This window comes from Candidatus Polarisedimenticolaceae bacterium (assembly GCA_036275915.1).
Taxonomy (GTDB): domain Bacteria; phylum Acidobacteriota; class Polarisedimenticolia; order Polarisedimenticolales; family DASRJG01; genus DASRJG01.
This window is the reverse complement of record DASUCV010000008.1, coordinates 1-19,678: the sequence shown is the minus strand read 5'-3', so window position 1 is coordinate 19,678 and position 19,678 is coordinate 1. Positions and strand designations below refer to the sequence as shown.

The 19,678-nt window shown below is 70.3% G+C and carries 14 protein-coding genes; 9 read left to right on the top strand and 5 right to left on the bottom strand.

Annotated features, from left to right (window positions below; translation table 11 throughout):
* Positions 1-220: 220 nt before the first annotated feature.
* The 3 genes from VFV19_06675 to VFV19_06665 are packed head-to-tail and all read right to left on the bottom strand — an operon-like array spanning position 221 to position 3,664.
* Positions 221-880: an HAD family phosphatase gene (locus VFV19_06675; GenBank protein HEX4823978.1), complete on the bottom strand. Its 660-nt coding sequence runs from the start codon at positions 878-880 to the stop codon at positions 221-223.
* Positions 877-3,063: an FdhF/YdeP family oxidoreductase gene (locus tag VFV19_06670; GenBank protein ID HEX4823977.1), complete on the bottom strand. Its 2,187-nt coding sequence runs from the start codon at positions 3,061-3,063 to the stop codon at positions 877-879. Before VFV19_06670 ends, VFV19_06675 begins: the two co-directional genes overlap by 4 nt.
* A gap of 25 nt (positions 3,064-3,088) precedes the next feature.
* Complete coding sequence (locus VFV19_06665; GenBank protein HEX4823976.1) at positions 3,089-3,664, bottom strand: hypothetical protein; 576 nt, start codon at positions 3,662-3,664, stop codon at positions 3,089-3,091.
* A 24-nt stretch (positions 3,665-3,688) separates the two neighbouring features.
* On the opposite strand from VFV19_06665, the gene VFV19_06660 reads away from it, so the two are divergent.
* The 7 genes from VFV19_06660 to VFV19_06630 all read left to right on the top strand — a co-directional run bounded on the left by VFV19_06660 (position 3,689) and on the right by VFV19_06630 (position 11,485).
* The gene (locus tag VFV19_06660; protein HEX4823975.1) at positions 3,689-4,270 is read left to right on the top strand and encodes a DNA-3-methyladenine glycosylase; all 582 of its coding nucleotides are present in this window, start codon (positions 3,689-3,691) and stop codon (positions 4,268-4,270) included.
* Positions 4,271-4,331: 61 nt separating this feature from the next.
* Positions 4,332-6,140: an ATP-binding cassette domain-containing protein gene (locus tag VFV19_06655; GenBank protein ID HEX4823974.1), complete on the top strand. Its 1,809-nt coding sequence runs from the start codon at positions 4,332-4,334 to the stop codon at positions 6,138-6,140.
* Positions 6,137-7,132 carry a sulfate ABC transporter substrate-binding protein gene (locus tag VFV19_06650; protein HEX4823973.1) on the top strand — a complete coding sequence of 332 codons (996 nt, stop codon included), beginning with the start codon at positions 6,137-6,139 and terminating at the stop codon, positions 7,130-7,132. The genes VFV19_06655 and VFV19_06650 overlap by 4 nt, the downstream gene beginning before the upstream one ends.
* Positions 7,129-7,968, top strand: a complete 840-nt coding sequence (cysT, locus tag VFV19_06645) for a sulfate ABC transporter permease subunit CysT (GenBank protein HEX4823972.1) — start codon at positions 7,129-7,131, stop codon at positions 7,966-7,968. The genes VFV19_06650 and cysT overlap by 4 nt, the downstream gene beginning before the upstream one ends.
* Entirely contained in the window at positions 7,965-8,795 is an 831-nt protein-coding gene (gene cysW, locus VFV19_06640) for a sulfate ABC transporter permease subunit CysW (GenBank protein ID HEX4823971.1), read from the top strand. The genes cysT and cysW overlap by 4 nt, the downstream gene beginning before the upstream one ends.
* A 12-nt stretch (positions 8,796-8,807) precedes the next feature.
* Positions 8,808-10,817 carry an ATP-binding protein gene (locus VFV19_06635; protein ID HEX4823970.1) on the top strand — a complete coding sequence of 670 codons (2,010 nt, stop codon included), beginning with the start codon at positions 8,808-8,810 and terminating at the stop codon, positions 10,815-10,817.
* Positions 10,814-11,485: a response regulator transcription factor gene (locus VFV19_06630; protein HEX4823969.1), complete on the top strand. Its 672-nt coding sequence runs from the start codon at positions 10,814-10,816 to the stop codon at positions 11,483-11,485. The genes VFV19_06635 and VFV19_06630 overlap by 4 nt, the downstream gene beginning before the upstream one ends.
* Here VFV19_06630 and VFV19_06625 read toward each other — a convergent pair.
* Together VFV19_06625 and VFV19_06620 are read right to left on the bottom strand one after the other, a co-directional pair.
* A complete protein-coding gene (locus VFV19_06625; GenBank protein HEX4823968.1) occupies positions 11,445-14,642 on the bottom strand; it encodes a UvrD-helicase domain-containing protein in 3,198 nt (1,065 codons plus the stop codon). The two genes, VFV19_06630 and VFV19_06625, sit on opposite strands and share 41 nt — an antisense overlap.
* Positions 14,639-17,392: a PD-(D/E)XK nuclease family protein gene (locus VFV19_06620; GenBank protein HEX4823967.1), complete on the bottom strand. Its 2,754-nt coding sequence runs from the start codon at positions 17,390-17,392 to the stop codon at positions 14,639-14,641. Before VFV19_06620 ends, VFV19_06625 begins: the two co-directional genes overlap by 4 nt.
* A gap of 22 nt (positions 17,393-17,414) precedes the next feature.
* Here VFV19_06620 and VFV19_06615 point away from each other — a divergent pair, with 22 nt between their 5' ends.
* Both VFV19_06615 and VFV19_06610 read left to right on the top strand, forming a co-directional pair.
* On the top strand, positions 17,415-18,674 hold the full coding sequence (locus VFV19_06615) for an MgtC/SapB family protein (GenBank protein HEX4823966.1): 1,260 nt from the start codon (positions 17,415-17,417) through the stop codon (positions 18,672-18,674).
* Positions 18,671-19,351 (top strand): hypothetical protein, encoded by a 681-nt coding sequence (locus tag VFV19_06610; protein ID HEX4823965.1) that lies wholly within the window; start codon positions 18,671-18,673, stop codon positions 19,349-19,351. The genes VFV19_06615 and VFV19_06610 overlap by 4 nt, the downstream gene beginning before the upstream one ends.
* Positions 19,352-19,678 lie beyond the last annotated feature (327 nt).

The window sequence follows — 19,678 nt, the reverse complement described above, 5'->3', positions numbered from 1 at the left end:
AAGAGCAACGCATATGCCATTTTATAGAAATGCATATATGTAACGAGCGCCAACTTATGAGCTTTTTACGCCATCGGCGCCGAGGGAAAGGCGCGCCGCCGGCACCCTTTGCGATCACCGTTTCGAACCGGTTCACACGCCTACGCGATAACCCCGCTACACACGCGAACGATGACCGACACTTTCGTCGCTGAAAACCTCGTGAGGCGACGCGCGATGTCTACGAGAGGTGCGGAAGGACGTCGCGCAGGTCGGACGACCGCACGACGGCGGAGGCCGCGGCTTCGAGCTCGGTGCTCTTCGGGTTGAACGCGACCGAGAAGCCGGCCAGCTTGACCGCCGCGAGATCGTTCGCGTGGTCGCCGACGAACGCGCAGCGCTCGAGCGGGATGTTCTCCCGGAGGGCGATCGCGCGGAGGGCGACCCCCTTGCCTTCCATGTCGAACGGTGTCGCGTGCCAGTGGGAGATCCGGCCGGCGTCGTCGAAGACGAGCCGGTTCGTGTAGATCTCGTCGAACGGATGGTCCGGGAAGAGGCACTCGAGGAGGAGATCGAGCGTCCCCGAGATCACGGCGAGGCGCATTCCGCGCCCCTTCAGCTCGGCGAGGGTCTCCCGCGCGCCCCGGACGAGCGAGAGCCCGTCGAGACTGCCCGCCAGGACGTCCCTGGTGGCGCCGGCCTTTTGCCACCCTTCGACGTCGAGGGCGACCCATTCGGCATACGAGAGCTTGCCCTGGCGGTACTGTTCCCAGCGCTCGGCGTTCTGGTCGTCGCTCCCCGTGAACTTGAGGTTGAAGACCTCCCAGACGGTCTTGTCCTCGGGGTGGTGGATCAGCGTGCCGTCGACGTCGAAGGCGACGAGGTCGAAGCGGCGGCTCATGCGGGAGCGGGGACGAGCCGCGCGACGATGCTCTTGAACGCGGGCGTTCCCGACTCGCGGTCGACGCGCCGCGGGACGATCGCGTTCGCCTCGGGGTAGTACATCGCGATGTTCCCGGGCACGATGTCGATGAACGCCGCGACGACACGCATCCGGCCCAGCTCGGTCACGACGTCGACAGGGTCGTTCTCGCGGAGGCCAAGCGCCGCGCCGTCGTCGGGCGCCATCATGACGACGTCGCGCCGCGTCGTGCCGCGGTAGAGGTCTTCGTCCTCGTAGACGACCGTATTGAACTGGCCCTCGCTCCGGAGCGTCATGAGGCGGAACTCGCCGGGACCGGGGGCGAACGAAGGCAGGGACGGCACGAACGCGTGGGCGCGCCCGTCGGCGGTCGCGAACACCGGGTCGTGGAAGGTCCGGCCGTCGACGTGGAACTCGCTCTTCGTTGTCCCGATCTCCGCGATGGCGGCGAAGCCGGGGACGACCGCGGCGATGGCGTGGCGCACCGCCTCGTGGCTGGTCATCGTGGCGAACGGGAACGGCCCCGGCTGGAGGACCCGGGCGGCGAGGGCGCAGATCACCTCGACCTCGCTCTTCACTTCCGGGCCGGGGGACGGAGCACCGCCTTCGGACAACCGGATGTAATTGAACATGCTCTCCTGAGTCGTGGCTTGCTTCTCCTCGTCGCGCGCCAGGACCGGAAGCACGACGTTCTGCCGCCCGCGGCCGTGGACGTGCCCTTCATTGAGTTTCGTCGTGATGTAACACGTGGTGCCGATCCGCTGGAGCGACCTTGCGGCCCATGCGCGGTCGGGATTGGCGCCGAACAGGTTCCCGCCGAGGAGCACGGCGACGCGCATCTTCCCAGCGTCCGCCGCCTCCATCGACCCGAAGGTATCGAGGCCGGCCTCAGCGGAGGGAGCGATGCCGTACACCTCTTCCATCTTCTTCGCGAAGCCGGCCTTGAGCGCCGGCGCGAATCCGACCGAGCCGACCCCCTGCACGTTGCTGTGGCCGCGGATCGGCAGGAGCCCGCACCCTTCGCGGCCCAGCCAGCCCCGCGCGATGGCGACGTTGGCGAGGGCGATCACGTTCTGGACGCCATGCTCGTGATGGGTGAGCCCCATCGCCCACAGGACGACGCCGCGCTGGGCGCAGACCATCGCCTCGACGGCCCGGTCGACCGCCTCTCGCGCGAGGCCGCTCGCCTGAAGGAGCGTTTCCCACGATGTCTCGCGGACGTCCGCCTCGACCGCCTCGAAGCCGTGGACGCGGTCGTGCACGAAGTCGCGATCGACGCCTCCCTGCTCGACGACTCCTTTCAAGAGTGCCTTCAGGCACGCGATGTCGGCACCCACGTGCGGCTGGAGGTAGAAGTCGGAGACCGTGGACCCGAACAGGAGCGACCCAGGCCGCGAGGGGATCTTGAACCGTACGAGTCCCAGCTCGCGGACCGGGTTGATCACGATGACCTTGCCGCCGCGCTCGCGGATCTCGACGAGCTTGGTGATCAGGCGCGGATGGTTGGAAGACGGATTCGCGCCGGCGACGATCGCGAGCTCGGTCTTCTCGAGATCGTCGAGCACGAACGTCGAGGTCCCGCTTCCGACGACCCGCGAGAGCGCGACGCCGGACGCCTGGTGGCAATAGTACGAACAGTTGTTGATGTTCGCCGTGCCGTAGGCGCGCGCGAGGGTCTGCATGAGGAAGGCGGCTTCGTTCGATGACCGCCCCGAGCCGTAGAAGAACGTCGCCTCGCGCGGCGCCGCGGCCAGCTCGGCGCCGACCCGGTCGAGCGCCGTCTGCCAATCGACGCGCCGGAAGTGCGTGTCGCCCTTCTGCCACGCGATCGGGAAGACGAGCCGCCCCGCCGCCTCCATCTGGAGCGACGACCATGTCTCGAGCTCCGCGATCGAGTGCTTGCGGAAGAACTCCTCGGTGAGCGGCGCCTGCATGTCGCCGGCCTGGGCCTGGAGCGACTTCTTGCAGACTTCGGGGAACGAGCCGAGCTCGTTCACCATGCCACCCTGCTGTCCGCCCATCCCGTACGCGCAGGTCTTGCACGCGTTCTTCGAGCGCATCCTCTTGTAGAGCTTGGCGACGCCGCCGGCCTCGCGCCCCTTCTTCCAGGTGTAGGCGAGGGCGGCGAACCCTCCGGCGGCGCTGACTCTGGGCTTCGGCACGAAGCCCAGTCTACAGTTTGGGCCGTCAGTTCGTCAGATACGCGAACAGGTTGACGCTCACCGATTTGTCGCTCGAGTTGTAGAAGTAGGTGCGATAGCGGGGGAAGCCGACCAGGATCCGAGTCTGCTCCGACGAGAAGTACGGCGAGGCGGCGGAAATGCCCGGAGCGTTGATCTCGGTCATGAACTGCATCATCCCCTTCTCCTCGAACGCGTGGACGACCTGCTCCTCGTCGGGCAGGACGAAAACGCCGACCGTTCCGCCGCGGGTGATCTCGCCCTTGATCTGTCCCGACAACCCCAGCACCATGGCGGTGAACCCGTCGGTCTCGATCGTGCCGCCCTGGACGAGGCGGATCGTGTCCTTGGGGTTGACGGGGGGAACGACGATCTCGCGCATCGGGATGTAGCGTGCATGGCGGATCGGGCCATCGACGTCGACCTTCCCGGAGATGCTCCAGACCTTGGGGAAGTTGGTGACGAGGACCGAAGCCACCGACTGGGCCTCGTCGCCGAGCGCGCGGCGCGCCGGTGTCACGACGAAGACCGCCGCGGCGGCGAGGACGAGGAGCGCGATCGTGACCGGGTTCCGGAATCTCATGGGGTCCTCCCTGGTTGGGGCGCAATGAGCTCGGCCGAGAGCCTACGACGCCTCCCTGCTTCCTTCTACGGACGCGACGCGCTTTCCGTCGCACGCGATCTGCTCGGAAAGGTCCTTTGTCGGCGACTGCCCGATGGGACGGTGCTCCGTGGCCGGCTCGTCGAGGTCGAGGCGTACGACGGCTTCAACGACCGCGCGAGCCACGCGTACCGCGGACGGACCGAGCGCAACCGGTGGATGTTCGAGGACGGCGGACTGGCCTACGTCTACTTCGTTTATGGGATGCACCACTGCGTGAACGTCGTCACGGGAGTCGCCGGGACGCCGTCGGCGGTGCTCCTGCGCGCCGCGGAGTCACCCCGGCCGGGGGTGTCGGCGTCCGGCCCCGGCCGTCTCACGAAGGCGTTCCGTATCGACCGCACGCTCGACGGGTCGTCGTTCCTGACCGGCCCGTTGTGGCTCGAAGACGCGCCTCGCGTCCCAGACGCGAAAGTCCGGCGGACGCGGCGCATCGGCGTCGACTACGCCGGCACGCACGCGAGCAAGCGCTACCGGTTCGTGCTCAAGGGCCATCCCGATGTATCGGGGCCGAAGGCCATGCGGTAATTGGGACATTCTGCTTTCGTTGGAACCGCCCTGTCACCGCGCTTCGGATACGTTAACGAGGATGTCCATCGTCCTCGACCAGATCACGAAGCGGATCGACCGGCACGCGATCGTGAACCAGGTGTCGCTCGAGATCGGCGACGGCGAGCTGCTCGTGCTCCTGGGCCCGAGCGGCAGCGGGAAGAGCACGATCCTGAGGATGATCGCGGGGCTCACGCCGTGCGACCACGGGCGCGTGATCCTCCACGGCCGCGATGTGACGAATCTACCGCCGCAGAAGCGCGGGGTAGGGCTCGTCTTCCAGCACTACGCCCTCTTCCCGCACATGACCGTCGCCGAGAACATCGAGTTCGCGCTCAAGATCAGGAACGTCGCGCGCGAGACGCGCAAGCGGCGGCGTGAGGAGCTGCTCGAGCTGGTCGGTCTGGCAGGTCTCGGCGCGCGGATGCCGGGGCAGCTCTCGGGCGGGCAGCAGCAGCGGGTCGCGCTCGCACGCGCGCTCGCGCACCAGCCCGAGGTGCTCCTCCTCGACGAGCCGTTCGGAGCGCTCGACGCGAAGATCCGCGTCGAGCTGCGCCGCGCCGTCCATCGCATCCAGCGCGAGCTGGCGGTCGCGGCGATCTTCGTGACACACGACCAGGAGGAAGCGTTCGAGGTCGCCGACCGGGTCGCCGTCCTCCACCAGGGGCGCCTCCTCGAGGCCGGCCCGCCGCTCGAGCTGTACGCGCGGCCGCGGACGGAGTTCGTCGCTCGCTTTCTCGGAGCGGCGAACCTCATCGTCGGGATCAACGAGCCGCAGGGCGTTCGCGTCGGCCCATGCCTCTTCCCGCTCAAGACGCAGGGCCAGGAGACCGGCCGCGTCCAGGTCCTCTTCCGCCCCGAGGACGTCGCCGTGAAGGACGCGCGCGAGGCGCTCGACTGGCCTCTCCTCGGCAAGGCGGTCGTCGAGGAGAGCGCCTTCTTCGGCTCGATCGAGCGTCTCCGGCTCCGACTTCCCGAGCTGACCGGCGTGCGCATGATCGAGCCGCCGCCGGTCTTCGGCGAGGAGGGGATCGTCGTCGAGGCGAGCCGCTCGCAGCACCAGGCCCGGCGTTATCCGCTCGCGGCCGGGGACAGCGCGTGGGTCGGCCTGAGGCGTATCCATGCGCTTCCGCACCCCGGCCTTCGCATGGTCGCGGTCGCGGGGCCGGAGATCGGCGACCGCATCGCGATCGAGCATGCGGTCAAGCTCGCGGCACGCGCAGCGGCACGTCTCACCGTGCTCGCGGGCGACGGCGTCCTCGCCGTACGGGGCGCCGAGACGCGGCGCCTCGTCGGCGATCTGGAAGAGGCGGTGACGCGCGAGTCCGAGCGCGACCCGGTCGATCTCGTCATCGCCTCGCCCGCCGGCGACACGGCGGTCGACGTCGTTCCGCGTCTCATGGCGGGAGGCGATCAGCACGTCCTCGTCATCCGGCCCGCCGAGGTGCCGCTCGAGCGCGCGCTCCTGTGCGTCGCGGGCGGCGAGCAGGGGAAGGTCGACATCCTCTTCGCGGGCCGCCTGCTCCGTCACGTCGGGGGCGACGTCACCGTGATGATGGTCGTTCCCGGCGACGAGCCGGATCCCGGCTCGACCGCGCAGGCCGAGCGGTTCGTCGCTGCGGGCGCGAAGACGCTCGCCTCGTCGCGCATCACCGTCACCACGAAGGTCCTCATGGGCGACCCCGCCGAGGCGATCGAGGCCGAGGCCGCGAGCGGCCGGTACGGTCTCGTCGTCGTCGGTTCGCCCGCCGGTCTCGCTGATCCTGGAGAGCCGCTCGGCGGCGTCGTCGGCCGCCTCCTGGCGTCACCGAAGGCGCCGTCGGTGCTCATCGTGAGGTCCACGTCATGAGAATGCGCATCTTCGCCTCGACGCTCGTCCTCCTCGCCGCGACCTGCGTCTTGGCCAAGGAAGTCAAGCTCCTCAACGTCTCCTACGACCCGACGCGCGAGCTCTACAAGGAGTTCAACGAGGCGTTCTCGAAGATGTGGAAGGCGAAGACCGGCGACGACGTCCGGGTCCAGCAGTCGCACGGCGGATCGGGAAAGCAGGCGCGCGCGGTGGCGGACGGCCTCGAGGCCGACGTCGTCACGCTGGCGCTCGCGTACGACATCGATGCCATCGCCGTCTCGGGACTCATCGCGCCCGACTGGAGGACGAAGCTCCCGGACGGCGCGTGCCCGTACACGTCGACGATCGTCTTCCTCGTCCGCAAGGGGAATCCGAAGGCGATCAAGGATTGGGACGATCTCGTGAAGCCCGGGATCCAGGTCATCACGCCGAACCCCAAGACGTCGGGCGGCGCACGGTGGAATTACCTCGCCGCGTGGGGCTACGCGAAGAGGAAGCTCGGCGACGACGCGAAGGCGAAGGACTTCGTCGCGAAGCTCTACAAGAACGCGCCGATCCTCGACACCGGCGCGCGCGCCTCGACGGTGACGTTCGTCGAGCGCGGGATCGGCGACGTCCTCATCGCGTGGGAGAACGAGGCGCTCCTCGCCATGAAGGAGCTGGGCAAGGACAAGTTCGAGCTCGTCGTCCCCTCGATGTCGATCAAGGCCGAGCCTCCGGTCGCGGTCGTCGAGAAGATCGCCGCGAAGCACGGGATCGCCGAGGTCGCGCGCGCGTACCTCCAGTTTCTCTACGCGCCCGAAGGGCAGGAGATCGCCGCGAAGCACTACTACCGGCCGCGCGATCCCGCGGTCGCCGCGAAGTACAAGGACCAGTTCGGGCCGGTCGAGATGTTCACGATCGACACCGCGTTCGGCGGGTGGGACAAGGCGCAGAAGCAGCACTTCGCCGACGGAGGCGTGTTCGATCAGATCTTCGGGGCCGCGAAGTGAGCGTCTCGGGCCGCCGCGTCCTGCCGGGATTCCGGCCTGCGATCTCGATGACGGTCGGCTACGTGTCGCTCCTCATCCTGATCCCGCTCGCGGCCCTCGTCTTGAAGTCGGCCTCCCTCGGGCCGTCCGCGTTCTGGGCGGCGGTCAGCGCGCCGCGCGCGCTCGCCGCGTACCGCCTGAGCATCGTGACCGCAGCGGCCGCCGCGTCGATCAACGCGGTCTTCGGAGTCCTCGTCGCCTGGGTCCTGGTGCGCTACCGCTTCCCCGGGCGCCGTCTCATCGACGGGCTCGTCGACCTTCCGTTCGCGTTGCCCACCGCGGTCGCCGGCATCGCGCTCACCTCGCTCTACGCCGAGAACGGATGGGTCGGGCGGTACCTCGCGCCCTATCACGTGAAGGTCGCCTACACGCCGCTCGGCATCATCGTCGCGCTCACGTTCATCGGGCTGCCGTTCGTCGTCCGCACCGTGCAACCGGTGCTCGAGGACCTCTCGCCGGAGCTCGAGGACGCGGCGGCGGTGCTCGGCGCGGGCCGCTTCGCCACGGTCGTGCGCGTCGTCCTCCCGGTGCTCATGCCCGCGCTCGCGACCGGCTTCGCGCTCGCCTTCGCGCGCGGGCTCGGCGAGTACGGGTCGATCGTCTTCATCGCCGGCAACATGCCGATGGTCTCGGAGATCACGCCGCTCCTCATCATGATCAAGCTCGAGCAGTACGACTACGCCGGGGCCACCGCCGTGGCGCTCGTCTTCCTCGTCGCCTCGTTCACCATGCTCTTCGCGATCGGCGCGATGACACGGCGTGCGGCGGCGCGCCTCAAGACCGGGGACATCGCGTGACCAGGCCGCATCACCGCGACGAGAGCCCGCTGACGCGCGCCCTGCTCATCGGGACCGCGCTCGTCTTCCTCCTGCTCGTTCTCTTCCTTCCGCTCGTCGCCGTCTTCGTCAAGGCGTTCGAGAAGGGCGCCGCGGCGTACCTCACCGCGATCGCCGATCCGAATGCCCGGGAGGCGATCAAGCTCACGCTCGAGATTGCGGCGACCGTCGTGCCGATCAACGTCGTCTTCGGCGTCGCCGCGGCGTGGGCGATCGCCAAGTTCGAGTTCACCGGCCGCGCGCTCCTCATCACGATCCTGGACGCGCCGTTCGCCGTGTCGCCGGTCGTCTCGGGGATGGTCTTCGTCCTCCTCTTCGGCGCGCACGGCTTCTTCGGTCCGTGGCTCCAGGCGCACGACATCAAGATCATCTTCGCCGTCCCCGGCATGATCCTCGCCACGCTCTTCGTGACCTCGCCGTTCGTCGTGCGGGAGCTGCTCCCGCTCATGGAGAGCCAGGCCAACGACGACGAGGAGGCCGCGCTGACGCTCGGCGCCTCGGGCTGGCGGATGTTCGTCCACGTCAGCCTCCCCAAGATCCGCTGGGGCCTCCTCTACGGGATCATCCTGTGCAACGCGCGGGCGATCGGGGAGTTCGGCGCCGTCTCGGTCGTGTCCGGCCACATCCAGGGGCTGACGAACACGATCCCGCTCCACGTCGAGATCCTCTACAACGACTATCAATTCTCGGCGGCGTTCGCGGTCGCCTCGCTCCTCTCCCTCGCCGCGCTCGCCACGCTCGCGGTCAAGGCGGTCGTCGAGCGCCACCTCCACGGCAGCGCGGGCTGATAGCATGAGGTCATGAGGCGCTCGAGCCTGCGCGCCGTCCTGATCGCGCTCAACGTGTCGGTCGTGCTGCTCGCGATGGCCGGCCTCGCGATCGCCTCGGCCGCCCTTCTGCGCCGCTTCATCGACGACGAGGCGCTCGACCACGTCCGTCTCGCGGCCGACGGCGCGGCGCGCGACATCGCGCGCGAGGGGGACGCGCTCGCGGCGACGGTGCGGCTCGTCGCGGCGCAGCCGGAGCTCTCCGCGCCTCTCGCCGAGCGGCGGTACGACGAGGCCGCGCGGAACCTGGCGACGATTCGCGAGGAAGGCGGGCTTTACGCGGCGGCGATCCTGAGGAACGGCCGCGTCGTCGCCTCGGCGGGCCCCGCGCTCGCATGGACGGACGGGCTCTCCGCGACCCCGACGGGCGGGATCCAGCTCGTCGCCTCGACCCGCTCGCCGGTCGACTCCGCGGCGACCGTCGCCCTCGGCGTCGTTTTCGACGGCGCATACTCGAAGCGGCTCGGCGAGACCGTCGGCGCGTCCGTCCGGTTCGACGACGCGGCGCACGGCATCGGAAGCATCGGCGATCCGAAGCTGCCGCTTCGCGCCAAGCTCCTCCACGACGCGCCGCCCGAGGCGCGCCGGCTGGACGACCTCGGGGTGTACGCCACCGTCGTCGCGCTCGAGGACGCGACGGGGCGTGTCGTCGGCTTCATGGACGTCGAGCTGCCGACGCAGCCGGCGCGCGAAGCGCGCATCAAGCTCATGCGCCGCGTCGCCCAGCTCACGCTCGGCATCGGCACGGTCGCCCTCCTCCTCACCGTCCTCGTCGCCCGCCGGATCGTCGGTCCGCTCACGCAGCTCACCGAGGCGGCGGATCGCATCGGCGGCGGCGACCTCGGAACGCCGGTGGGCGAGGCGGGCTGGGCGGAGATCGGCCGCCTCGCCGCGTCGATGGAGGAGATGCGCCGGCGCCTCCTCACGCTGACCGGAGACCTGGCCGCCCGGCAGTCCGAGGCCCGTGCGATGGTCGACGGGATCGCGGAAGGCGTCTTCGTCGTCGACGGCGAGCGGCGGATCGTGACGATGAGCGCGCAGGCCGCGGCGCTCGTCGGCACCACGCCCGAGAAGGCCACCGGAAGGTTCTGCGGCGACGTCCTCCGCCCCGACCCGCGGCCGTGCGAGGAGAACTGCCCGATCCTCCACGCGCGCTTCCGCGGCCAGGCGCGCGCGACCGAGCGTCTCGTCCTCAAGGACGGCCGGCCTCGCACCGTGGTCCTCACGAGCTCGCTCTCGGGGGGCGACCGCCAGTTCCAGCTCATGCGCGACGAGACCGAGGTCGAGGCCGCGCGGCGCCTGCGCGATGCCGTGCTCGCCAACATCTCGCACGAGTTCAAGACCCCGCTCGCGGCGCAGCTCGCCTCGCTCGAGCTGCTCCTCGAGCGCCTGCCCGACCTCGCGCCCGACGAGACGCACCGCCTCGTGGTCGCGCTCCAGCGCGGCGCCCTGCGACTCACGCAGCTCATCGACAACCTCCTCGAGAGCGTGCGCATCGAAGCCGGGCGCGCGGCCGTGCGCCGCCAGGACGTGAGCCTGGACGCGGTCGTCGAGGAAGCCGTCGAGATGATCCGCCCTCTCGCCGATCAGAGGCGCCAGGCGATCGAGATCGATCTCCCGCATCCGCTGCCGATCGTGTCGGGCGACGGCCCGCGTCTCACGCAGGTGTTCGTCAACCTGCTCGCCAACGCGTCGAAGTTCGCGCCCGACGGCACCGCGATCCGCGTCGGCGGCGAGGTCAAAGGCGGCTCGATCGTGCTGTGGGTCGACGACGAGGGGCCCGGCTGGGCCGACGACGTCGAGCCGCAGCTCTTCGAGCCGTTCGTGCGCTCGCTCGGCGACGAGCCCGAGTCGTCCGGCGTGGGCTTAGGCCTCTACATCGCGAAGTCGATCGTCGAGCGGCACGGCGGCACGATCGACGCCGAGGCCGGAGAGACCCGCACCCGCGTCGCCGTCACGCTTCCGGCCGGGGTGCCCGCGTGAAGGTTCTCGTCGTCGACGACGACCGCGAGCTCCGCGAGCTGATCGGCTTCGTCCTCGGCCAGGCCGGCTACGCGGTCGTCGACGCCGCCGACGGCCCTTCCGCGGTCGCGCGGCACGGCGCCGAGCGCCCCGACCTCGTCCTCCTCGACGTCAACCTCCCGGGCTTCGACGGCTTCGAGGTTCTCAAGCGGATCCGCGCCGCCTCGGAGACGCCGGTCGTCATGCTCACGGTGCGCGGCGAGGAGGCCGACCACGTGCGCGGTCTCGACCTCGGCGCCGACGATTACCTCACGAAACCGTTCAGCCCGAAGACGCTCGTCGCGCGCGTGCGGGCGCGCCTTCGCCGCGGCGGTCTCGAGCGCGCCGCCCCGCTCGCCGCAGGCGCGATCGTCCTCGACCCCGACCTCCAGACCGTCCGCATCGGCGAGGCCGAGCCGTCGCGTCTCACGAACCTCGAATTCCGCCTCCTCCAGCTCATGGTCGCGCACCCCAATCGCACGGTGCCGCCGGAGCGCCTGCTCCGCCACGTGTGGGGCGCGCGCACCACCGAAGACCGCCAGCTCCTGAAGCAGCTCGTCCACCGCGTCCGCCAGAAGATCGAGGACGATCCGGCGGAGCCGCGCTACCTCAAAACAGTTTCCGGGGTGGGGTACCGGCTCGAGATTTGACGCCGAGGGGGATGATCTCGCCGGTGCGGAGCATCCAGAGCTCCGCGCGCACCGTGGCACCGGGGATCGCGCGCGCGACCGCCTTCGCGTACACGCCGAGCTGGTGCGCGTGGCGCTCCGCCGCGCCGTCGCTCGAGGCGTCGGTCTTGTAGTCGGCGACGACGATCGTGCCGTCTCGTTCGCGATAGAGGAGATCGATCGCGCCGCGCCAGCGCGCGCCTCCGTCGTCGAAGAGCATCGGGATCTCGCGGCCGAGGACGTCGAGCGCGTCGAGGCGCGCGCGAAGGGGCGACGCGTCGAACGCCTTCATGAGCTCATCGGCCTCCGGCATGCTTTCGCTGGAGAGCCCCGCCAGGCGCGCGTGGACGACGCTCCCGATCTCGCGGGCGAGGTCGGGGACGAGGGCGCTCTCGCCGCGCTCGAACTCGTGATCGATCAGGCTCGGCGCGCGCATCTCGGGAGCGGCGAGGCGAGAAACGGCGGAGAGCGCTTCGTCGTAGCGGAGGGCAGCGTCCGGCGCTCCCGCCGGCACGGCTCCGGAGGCGACGGTCTCGGGAGGCGGCATGGCGAGGCACCGGTGCAGGACGTCGCCGCAGCGCAGCGGACCGTCCGCGGGGAGCTCCTTGGGCGTGTAGCCCCACGCGGCGAACGCCGCGATCCACGCCATCGTCGGCTCCCCGCCGCCGAAGACGACGAGGCGGTCGCGGGCGCGTGTCAGCGCGACGTAGAGGAGACGGAGGTGCTCCGCGCGCTCGTGCGCGGCGTCGTCGAGAGCGGCGAAAATCGCGGCGCCGTTGCGCAGGCCGAAGCCGCGGAGGGCGAGGCGCCCGCCCGTCATCTCGATCGACCATTCCTCGCGGCCGCCCAGGTTCGGGCGCGTCGCGGTGTCGGCCAGGATCACGACGCGGGCCTCGAGCCCCTTGGCCTTGTGGATCGTCATGACGCGCACCGCGTCGATCGTCTCGTCGGCGAGCGGCGAGTCGCCCTCCTCGTCGAGCTCGAGGCTCTCCTCGATGGCGTCGAGTGTCTCCTTGAGCGTGAGCGAGCCGTCGCGACTGAGCGTGTTCGCGGCGACGATCAGCTTCTCGAGGTTCGCGACGCGCTGCGCCGCCTCGAAGGCGAGGCCCGAGACGGCGATCATCCCGGAAGCCTCGAGCACCCTGCGGATGGCCTCGTCGACCGGAAGATCGGCCACGACGGCCCTCATGGCGTCCAGCTGCTCGAGCGCGGCGGCGAGCGCCGGTGTCCTGCCTGCGTGCGCGGGCGTCTCGGGCCGCCATGCGTGGTCGTGATGCTGCGCGTGGAGCGCGAGCTCGCGGTCGTCGACGCCGCCCGCCGGCGAGCGTAGATAGGCGAGGAGCGCCACCTCGTCCACGGGATCGGCGACGGCTCGCAGCACGGCGAGCGCCTGCACGATCTCGGTTCTCTCGAAGAACGACCGTCCGCCGCTGACGACGAACGGGATGCGCTGCGCCCGAAGCGCCCTCAGGTAGATACCGGCCTCCCGGAAGCCGCGGAGGAGCAGGAGCACGTCCGCGTAACGCCAGCGCTTCCCGGGACCGGCGAACTCCCCGATCTCACGCGCGAGCGCAGCCGCCTCGAGCCGGCGTCGATCCGCGGCCAGCGCCTTCTTCGGAAGCAGGGGACTCCAGACCTCGACGCACCGGCTCTCCTCGTCGCTCGTCCGATGCGCTTCGATCGCCTCGTAGGGCGGCAGATGCGCCGAGGGCGTCCACGAGGGTGAGGGGTCCGTGAAGAGCGCGTTGATCGGTGCGAGCACGCTCGGCAGCGAGCGGAAGTTCGTCGTGAGCGAGAGCTCCCTCCCGCCCTGGCTCACGACGTGCTCCACGGCGCGCCGGTACGCCGCGTAGTCGGCGCCGCGAAACCGGTAGATCGACTGCTTCGCGTCGCCGACGATGAACAGACGGCCGGGGGAGAGGCGCGTCGCGTACGCGTCGCGCTCGCACTTCCCTTCCACCTCGGCGATGAAGAAGACGATCTCGTACTGGAGTGGATCGGTGTCCTGGAACTCGTCGAGGAGGAGCATCCGGAACCGGCGCTTCATCGCCTCGCGGACGGCGGGATGGTCGCGCAGGAGGCCGCGCGCGCGGACGAGGAGACCGTCGAAGTCGAGGATCCCGGCGCGGACGAGCGATTCGCGCGCGGCGCGCGCGAACGGCCTCACCGCCTCGAGGAGGTCGGAGGACGCGGCTTCGTCGAGCTTCCGGAGCGCCCTGAGGAGGCTGTTCACGCGGCGGCAGAGCTCCTCGACGCGCGCGCGGTCCTCCTCGGCGACCTTCTTTCCGATCGACGGCCGGTCGCGCAAGCGCTCCGAGCGATCGATCGTGCGCTGCGCGGCCTCGACTCCCTCCATCGCCAGAGTGCGGAGGACGCGCTCGGCCTCCCCGATCCACTCCTGTGGAACCGGGGTGAGGCCGGTCACCGCCCCCGCGACGCGAAGCTCATCGGCCCACGCGATGGCGGTCGTGCCGAACGCGGACTGGAGATCGAGCGGCGCGATCTCGTGCGCGAGCACGTCGTCCGGAACGGCTCCCTTGACGAGCTGACGCGCCACATCCGCCGCGTCGGCGAGCGTCACCGCCGCGAGCACGCGTCCCCACAGCGCGCCGCGGCGTCCCGCGGGTCCCATCTCCTCGGTGACGAACGCTTCCCACGCCGGATCGATGATGCGGCGCGCGAGCGGGCCCTGATCGACCACGAAGCCCGGGATGAGCCCCGATTCGACCGGATGGCTGCGCAGGAGATCGGCGCAGAAGGCGTGGATCGTCGACACGGAGGTCCGGTCGAGCGCGCCGCGCGCCGCCGCCAGGCGCGGCACGAGATCCTGGAGCGTGCATCCCGCGTCCACGAGGCGCGCGAGGACGCGCGAGCCCGACTCTTCCGACGCCCGTCCCTGCGCCGCGTCGGCCAAGGCGTCGAGACCGGCCGCGAGCCTGTGCCGCAGCTCACCCGCGGCTTTCTCGGTGAAGGTGATCGCGGCGATCTCGGGAAGCCGCGCCGTGCCCGATCCGATGGCGTGCAGGATCCTCTCGACGAGGAGCGTCGTCTTGCCGGTGCCGGCGCCCGCGGCGACGACGAGGTTGACCGACGCGTCGATCGACGCGATGAGCCGGGCCTCCGCGTCCGTGGGCGTCATGCCGTCCTCGGGCCGACCTGCGCGAGAAGGGGCGTCTCCTTCTTCTTCTCCCAGCATCGCACCGCGTCCTGCACGTCGGGCGAGACCGATTCCCGGTGCTCGGTCGGGGGGTGATGGCGGCGGCACGCCGTCCGGTAGTCGCAGAACGCGCAGTCGTCGCCGACGCGGATCGGGAACGTGCCCTCCGCGGCGAGATGCGCGAGCACACCGATCGTCTCGATCACGCCGTCGCGCTGATCGGCGCCGTCGAAGCCCGGGAACCGAACGAACCGCGGGTCGGTCTTCTCGGTGCCGTCGGGGACGAGCCGCGGGCCGACGCCGAGGAGCTCCACCGGCACGCCTTCGAGCAGCGCGTAGAGCGGAACTTGAAGCTCGGCGCCGGAGACGATCGCGGCCGGAGCCAGCCTCTTGTCGAGTTTGCTGCTTCCCGTCTTGTAGTCGCCGATCACCCGGCCGCCCGCACCTTCCACGATCCGGTCGTAACGGGCCTTGACGACGAGTCCCGGCGGCCCGCCGGGGATCGTCCTCTCTTCCTTGACCTCGAACTCGACCGGGACGAGCGACTCCGCCTCGAGCCGCTCGAGGTCGGCCGCGATGAAGGCCATGAGCGTCTTCTGCCACCCGTGGCGCACGATCCCGTCGAGGAGCGGAAAGCGTTCGGCGAGCGCGGCCTCGCGCTCGGGAGCGTACTCCGGCCAGACCTCGCCCAGGATCTGCCGCGCTCGCGCGACGCGCGCGGGCAGCGAGAGGCGTGTGAAGGCGTCCTCGCCCGCCAGCGCGCCGTAGACGTGGTGCAGAACCTTGTGCACCCGCGTACCGGTCGTCGCGGCATCGAGCTCGAACGGCGTCTTCGCCTGGGGATCGGCATGCACGTCCAACACATGGCGGAAGAAGAATTGAAGCGGGCAGGCTCCAAGAACTTCGAGGGCGGTTGCCGCGATTCGTGTATCGACGAACCCCGGTCCGATGCGGCCGTCGTACCGGCCCGATCCGGGAGAGAACGCATCGGTCGCCACGACGAGATCGATCGCTCGCCGGAGCCCCGGAGCTCGCGCCGCGACCGCCGGCGCGGCATCGGCGCCCGCCTCCGATTGCAGTGCGACGAGCAGCGTCTCCTCGTCGCGGCGGAGCAGCCCCGGGTCGGCGGCCCACGCGGCGAAACGCGCTCCCGGATGGGCGGGGATCCTCCGCGCCGCGTCCTCGAGATCCTTCGCCGTCATTCCCCGGCCGGTGGCGCGCGCGACGTCACGAAGGGCGAGAGAAGGAGTCGCAGGGCGGCCCGCCTCGTCGGCGCGCCGCCACGACACGACGAGACGCTTCCTGGCGGAGCCGAGCATCATGCCGAGCAGGAGATGCTCTTCGCGCTCGCGTCGCGCGGCGAGCGGCAGAGGATGCCCGGTCGCCTCCATGACGCGCCGCCGGGCGTCGTCGGGCAGGAACGGGTCCTCGCGTCCGACGTAAGGGAAGATGCCGGAGTTCATGCCGGAGAGGAGCACGTGCTCGAAGGTGAGGCCGCGGGCCTGCATCGCATCGAGAACGCGAACGCCCACGCCGGGCACGGCGGGAACGACGGCGGCATCCACGGCGCCTTCCAGCCACGCCGCCGCTTCGGCGCGGCCGATCGCGGCGCGCTCGTCGAGCAGCGTTTCGACCTCCGCGAGCGTGCGCAGCAAACCTGCGAGCGCCGTTCCCGCCGGCGAGCTCCAGCGCTCGCCGAACGCCGCCGCGGCGGCCTGCTCGAACCCCGCCGCATGCGAGGCGAAGGTTCCCGCGTCGTCCGCCATCGCGGCGATCGCGGCAAGGGTGCGGGCGACGGCGGGATCGCGGCGCAGCGCGCGCGCGTACGACGTCTCCCACGGCACGTCGCCCGAGTCGATGAGCACGTCCATCGCGGCGGCGTAGGCGCCGAACGACCGCACGACGATCGCGACCTCGTGCGGGGGCACGCCGTCACGCACCGCCGCGAGCGCCATGCGCGCGGCGGTCGTCAGCTCGGTCAGCGCTCCCTGGGCCTGGAAGAAAGATGCCGCGGCATCGAGCGGCGGATCGTCGTCGCCGCGCGCGCTCGGCCTCAGCTCCACCCCGTCGCGTCCCCGGTCGAGCGCGGCGACGAGCGCCTCGTGAACTCCGATCAGCTCGTAGCTCCCGTGGTGGAGGACACAGCGGAAGCGCGAGGCGTACGCGGCGGCATGCGGAGCGGCCAGAACGGCGAGTGCCGCCGGATCGGCGCCACCGCGCGACGCCACCGCCTCGAGCGCCTCGGTCCATCGCGCGTACAACGCGCCGATCTCGGCGTGCTCCGGACCGAGCGCCGCCCGCGCCGCGGCCGGCGCCACGCCGCCCTCGCGAAGATCGACGAGCGACCGCATGAGGGTCGGCACCGCCGCAGGGCGCTCGCGGAAGAAATCGATCAGGCGACCGGAGGGCGATCGCCGCACGACGCGGCGCGTCAGCGTCTCGAGAAGCGGACTCTCGATCGAGCGCGGCTCGGCGAGGCCGGCGCTCCGCACGATCCGGCGCGCCAGGCCCGCGTGATGCACCACCTCGACGCCGAGCACCGCGCCGAATCGCTCGACGAGGCGCCGGGAGACGTGGTCCGCCAGCCGGCGGCTGGGCACGACGATCAGGATCGGCGCCAGGGGATCCCCGGTCTTCGCCGCCGCCACCCGGTCGAGCAGCTCCCGTTCGAGCACCAGTGACGAGGCGTTGGAGACGACCAGCACGGTGCGGGCAGGATAGCCCAGCGGCACGCGCGCATGATAAAGATGACGCGTGTTCGACACCGCGAAGCTCTTCCTGCTCTCGCTGGCGCTCGGCCTGCTCGTGGGGATCGAGCGCGAACGGTCGAGGGCCCTAGAGGGGCGCGGCACGGCGTTCGGCGCGCGCACGATGGCACTCGTCGCCCTCCTCGGCACCCTCGCCGCGCACGTCGGCCCGCCCGTGGCGATCGTGCTGGCCGCGTTCGTCGCCGCGCTGACGGTCGCGACCTACCTGCGGCCGGGGGACGACGGCCACCACGACGCCGGAACCACGACCGAGGTCGCGGCGATCCTGACGTTCGGCCTCGGCTGGCTCGCCCACCAGGAGCCGCGCCTCGCCGCGATGCTCGGCGTCATCGTCGTGCTCGTCCTCTGGCTCAAGCCGCGCATTCACGCCTTCGCGCACGAGGAGTTGACGAACCGGGAAGTCAACGCCGCGCTCCTCTTCCTCGTCATCGCGCTCGTCGTCCTGCCGCTCCTCCCCGACCGCACGGTGGATCCATGGGGCGTGATCAACCCGTCGCGCCTGTGGTTCATGTTCACGCTCATCGCCGGCGTCGGATTCGCCGGCTACATCGCCGTGCGCGCGCTCGGCCCCGCGCGCGGTCTCGCCGCCGCGGGATTCTTCGCCGGCCTCGTCTCGTCGACCGCCGCCACGCTCTCCCTCGCGCGCCGCGCGAAGGACGAGCCCGAGTTCGCCGTGCCGCTCGCGACCGGCATCGTGCTCGCCAACGCCGCTTCGGCCTCGGCCCAAGCCCTCGTCGTCGGCGTCACCGATCCGGCGCTCCTGCGCGCAGCCATCGTCCTCGTCGGCGCGCCGGTCGCCGTCGGCATCGCCGGAGCGCTCGTCGTCGTGTGGTGGCGCAGGCGGCACGCGCAGCAGAAGGCGCCCGCCGCGTTCGAGCTCTCGAACCCGCTCGAATTGAAACCGGCGCTCGCGATGGCCGCGGCGTTCGGCGGCGTGCTGGTCCTGAGCGCGTTGGCGCAGCGGAGGTTCGGCGACTCCGGCGTCCTCGTCACCGCCGGGCTCGCCGGAACGACCGACGTCCATGCGGCGACGCTTGCCGCCTCGACACTCGCTGCCGAGGGTACGATTCCGCCGGCGCAGGCGCTTCTCGCGATGCTGATCGCCTTCCTCGTCAACATGGCGGTCAAGCTCTCGATCGTCGCGACGGTCGGGACGCGGCGCCTCTTCTTCATCGTCGCGCCGCCGCTCCTCGGCATGGCCGCCGCCGCGATCGGAGCCTATCTGCTCCTTGAAGGGCGTGTGTGAGGATCGGCCAGAGTGCCGCCGTGCCGGCGCTCGCGCTTCTCCTCGCGGCCAGCTCGGCGTCGGCCGTTGCCGCGGAAAGTACGACTTCGCCACCGACGCAGCCGGCGAAGGCCGGACATGCGCTGACGGTGAGAGTCACGGATGGCGCGGCAGGTCACGCGCCGCTCGCGGGCCGCGACGTCCTTCTCTGCGAGCCGCACTCGCAGCGTTGCTCCCAGGCCGCCACCACCGATGCTCATGGGCTCGCACACTTCACCGGTGTCAAGAACGATCAGGTGCGCGTGTCGCTCTTTCCCGATCAGGATGGCGGGAAGATCGTCGACATCACGCACCTCGACGCTTCGACGCCCATCGACCTGATCTCCCCGCCGACCGGAACGCTCCGACTCGTCGTCGAGGAGCAAACCCCGACCGGCAAGAAGCCCGTGGTGCTGCACGAGTTCGAGCTCGTGATGTGGCACGCCGCGCGGGCGGGACACGAGCACCCCTTCAGTTACGGCAAGGTGGTCTTGCGTCCTTCGGACGATCACTACGACGCGGCCGTCCCTGCAGACGAGGCGGTCGACCTCGAGCTCCATCTCGACGGCTTCGACCTCGTGTCGAGCAAGGGGCTCACGGTCCCACAAAACGCGACGAAGGTCGTCTCTCTCGTCGCGAGCAGGAAGAAAACGAAGTGATCGCCCACTTGGAGAATTCCGGACAAACGTAGCGAGCTTCTCGCAGCGTTTTCGACGGCACCCCCTGGCGTTCGCCCGCTAACTGGCGTATCTAAAGAACAAAGCGCTGTCGGCCACTTCGACGCAGCGGATTAGATGACCGGGCTCGCAGCGTTTGAGGGACAAACGAAGACCGGACCAATTCTAGTTAAGCTGCATGAAAAAGCACGAAGACAGGAAGAAAGAACAGCGTCCGATTTCGGATGAGGAAGCGACCGTCGTGAGGTGGCTTCTGGAGAATGCTCCGACAGCGCAGCCTCTACGGGTGGCAACACCCGACGTTTCCTC

Coding starts and splice junctions, on each gene's coding strand:
- VFV19_06675 (HEX4823978.1), bottom strand. CDS start 880: ATGAGCCGCCGCTTCGACCTCGTCGCCTTCGACGTCGACGGCACGCTG.
- VFV19_06665 (HEX4823976.1), bottom strand. CDS start 3,664: ATGAGATTCCGGAACCCGGTCACGATCGCGCTCCTCGTCCTCGCCGCC.
- VFV19_06660 (HEX4823975.1), top strand. CDS start 3,689: ATGAGCTCGGCCGAGAGCCTACGACGCCTCCCTGCTTCCTTCTACGGA.
- VFV19_06655 (HEX4823974.1), top strand. CDS start 4,332: ATGTCCATCGTCCTCGACCAGATCACGAAGCGGATCGACCGGCACGCG.
- VFV19_06650 (HEX4823973.1), top strand. CDS start 6,137: ATGAGAATGCGCATCTTCGCCTCGACGCTCGTCCTCCTCGCCGCGACC.
- VFV19_06635 (HEX4823970.1), top strand. CDS start 8,808: ATGAGGCGCTCGAGCCTGCGCGCCGTCCTGATCGCGCTCAACGTGTCG.
- VFV19_06625 (HEX4823968.1), bottom strand. CDS start 14,642: ATGACGCCCACGGACGCGGAGGCCCGGCTCATCGCGTCGATCGACGCG.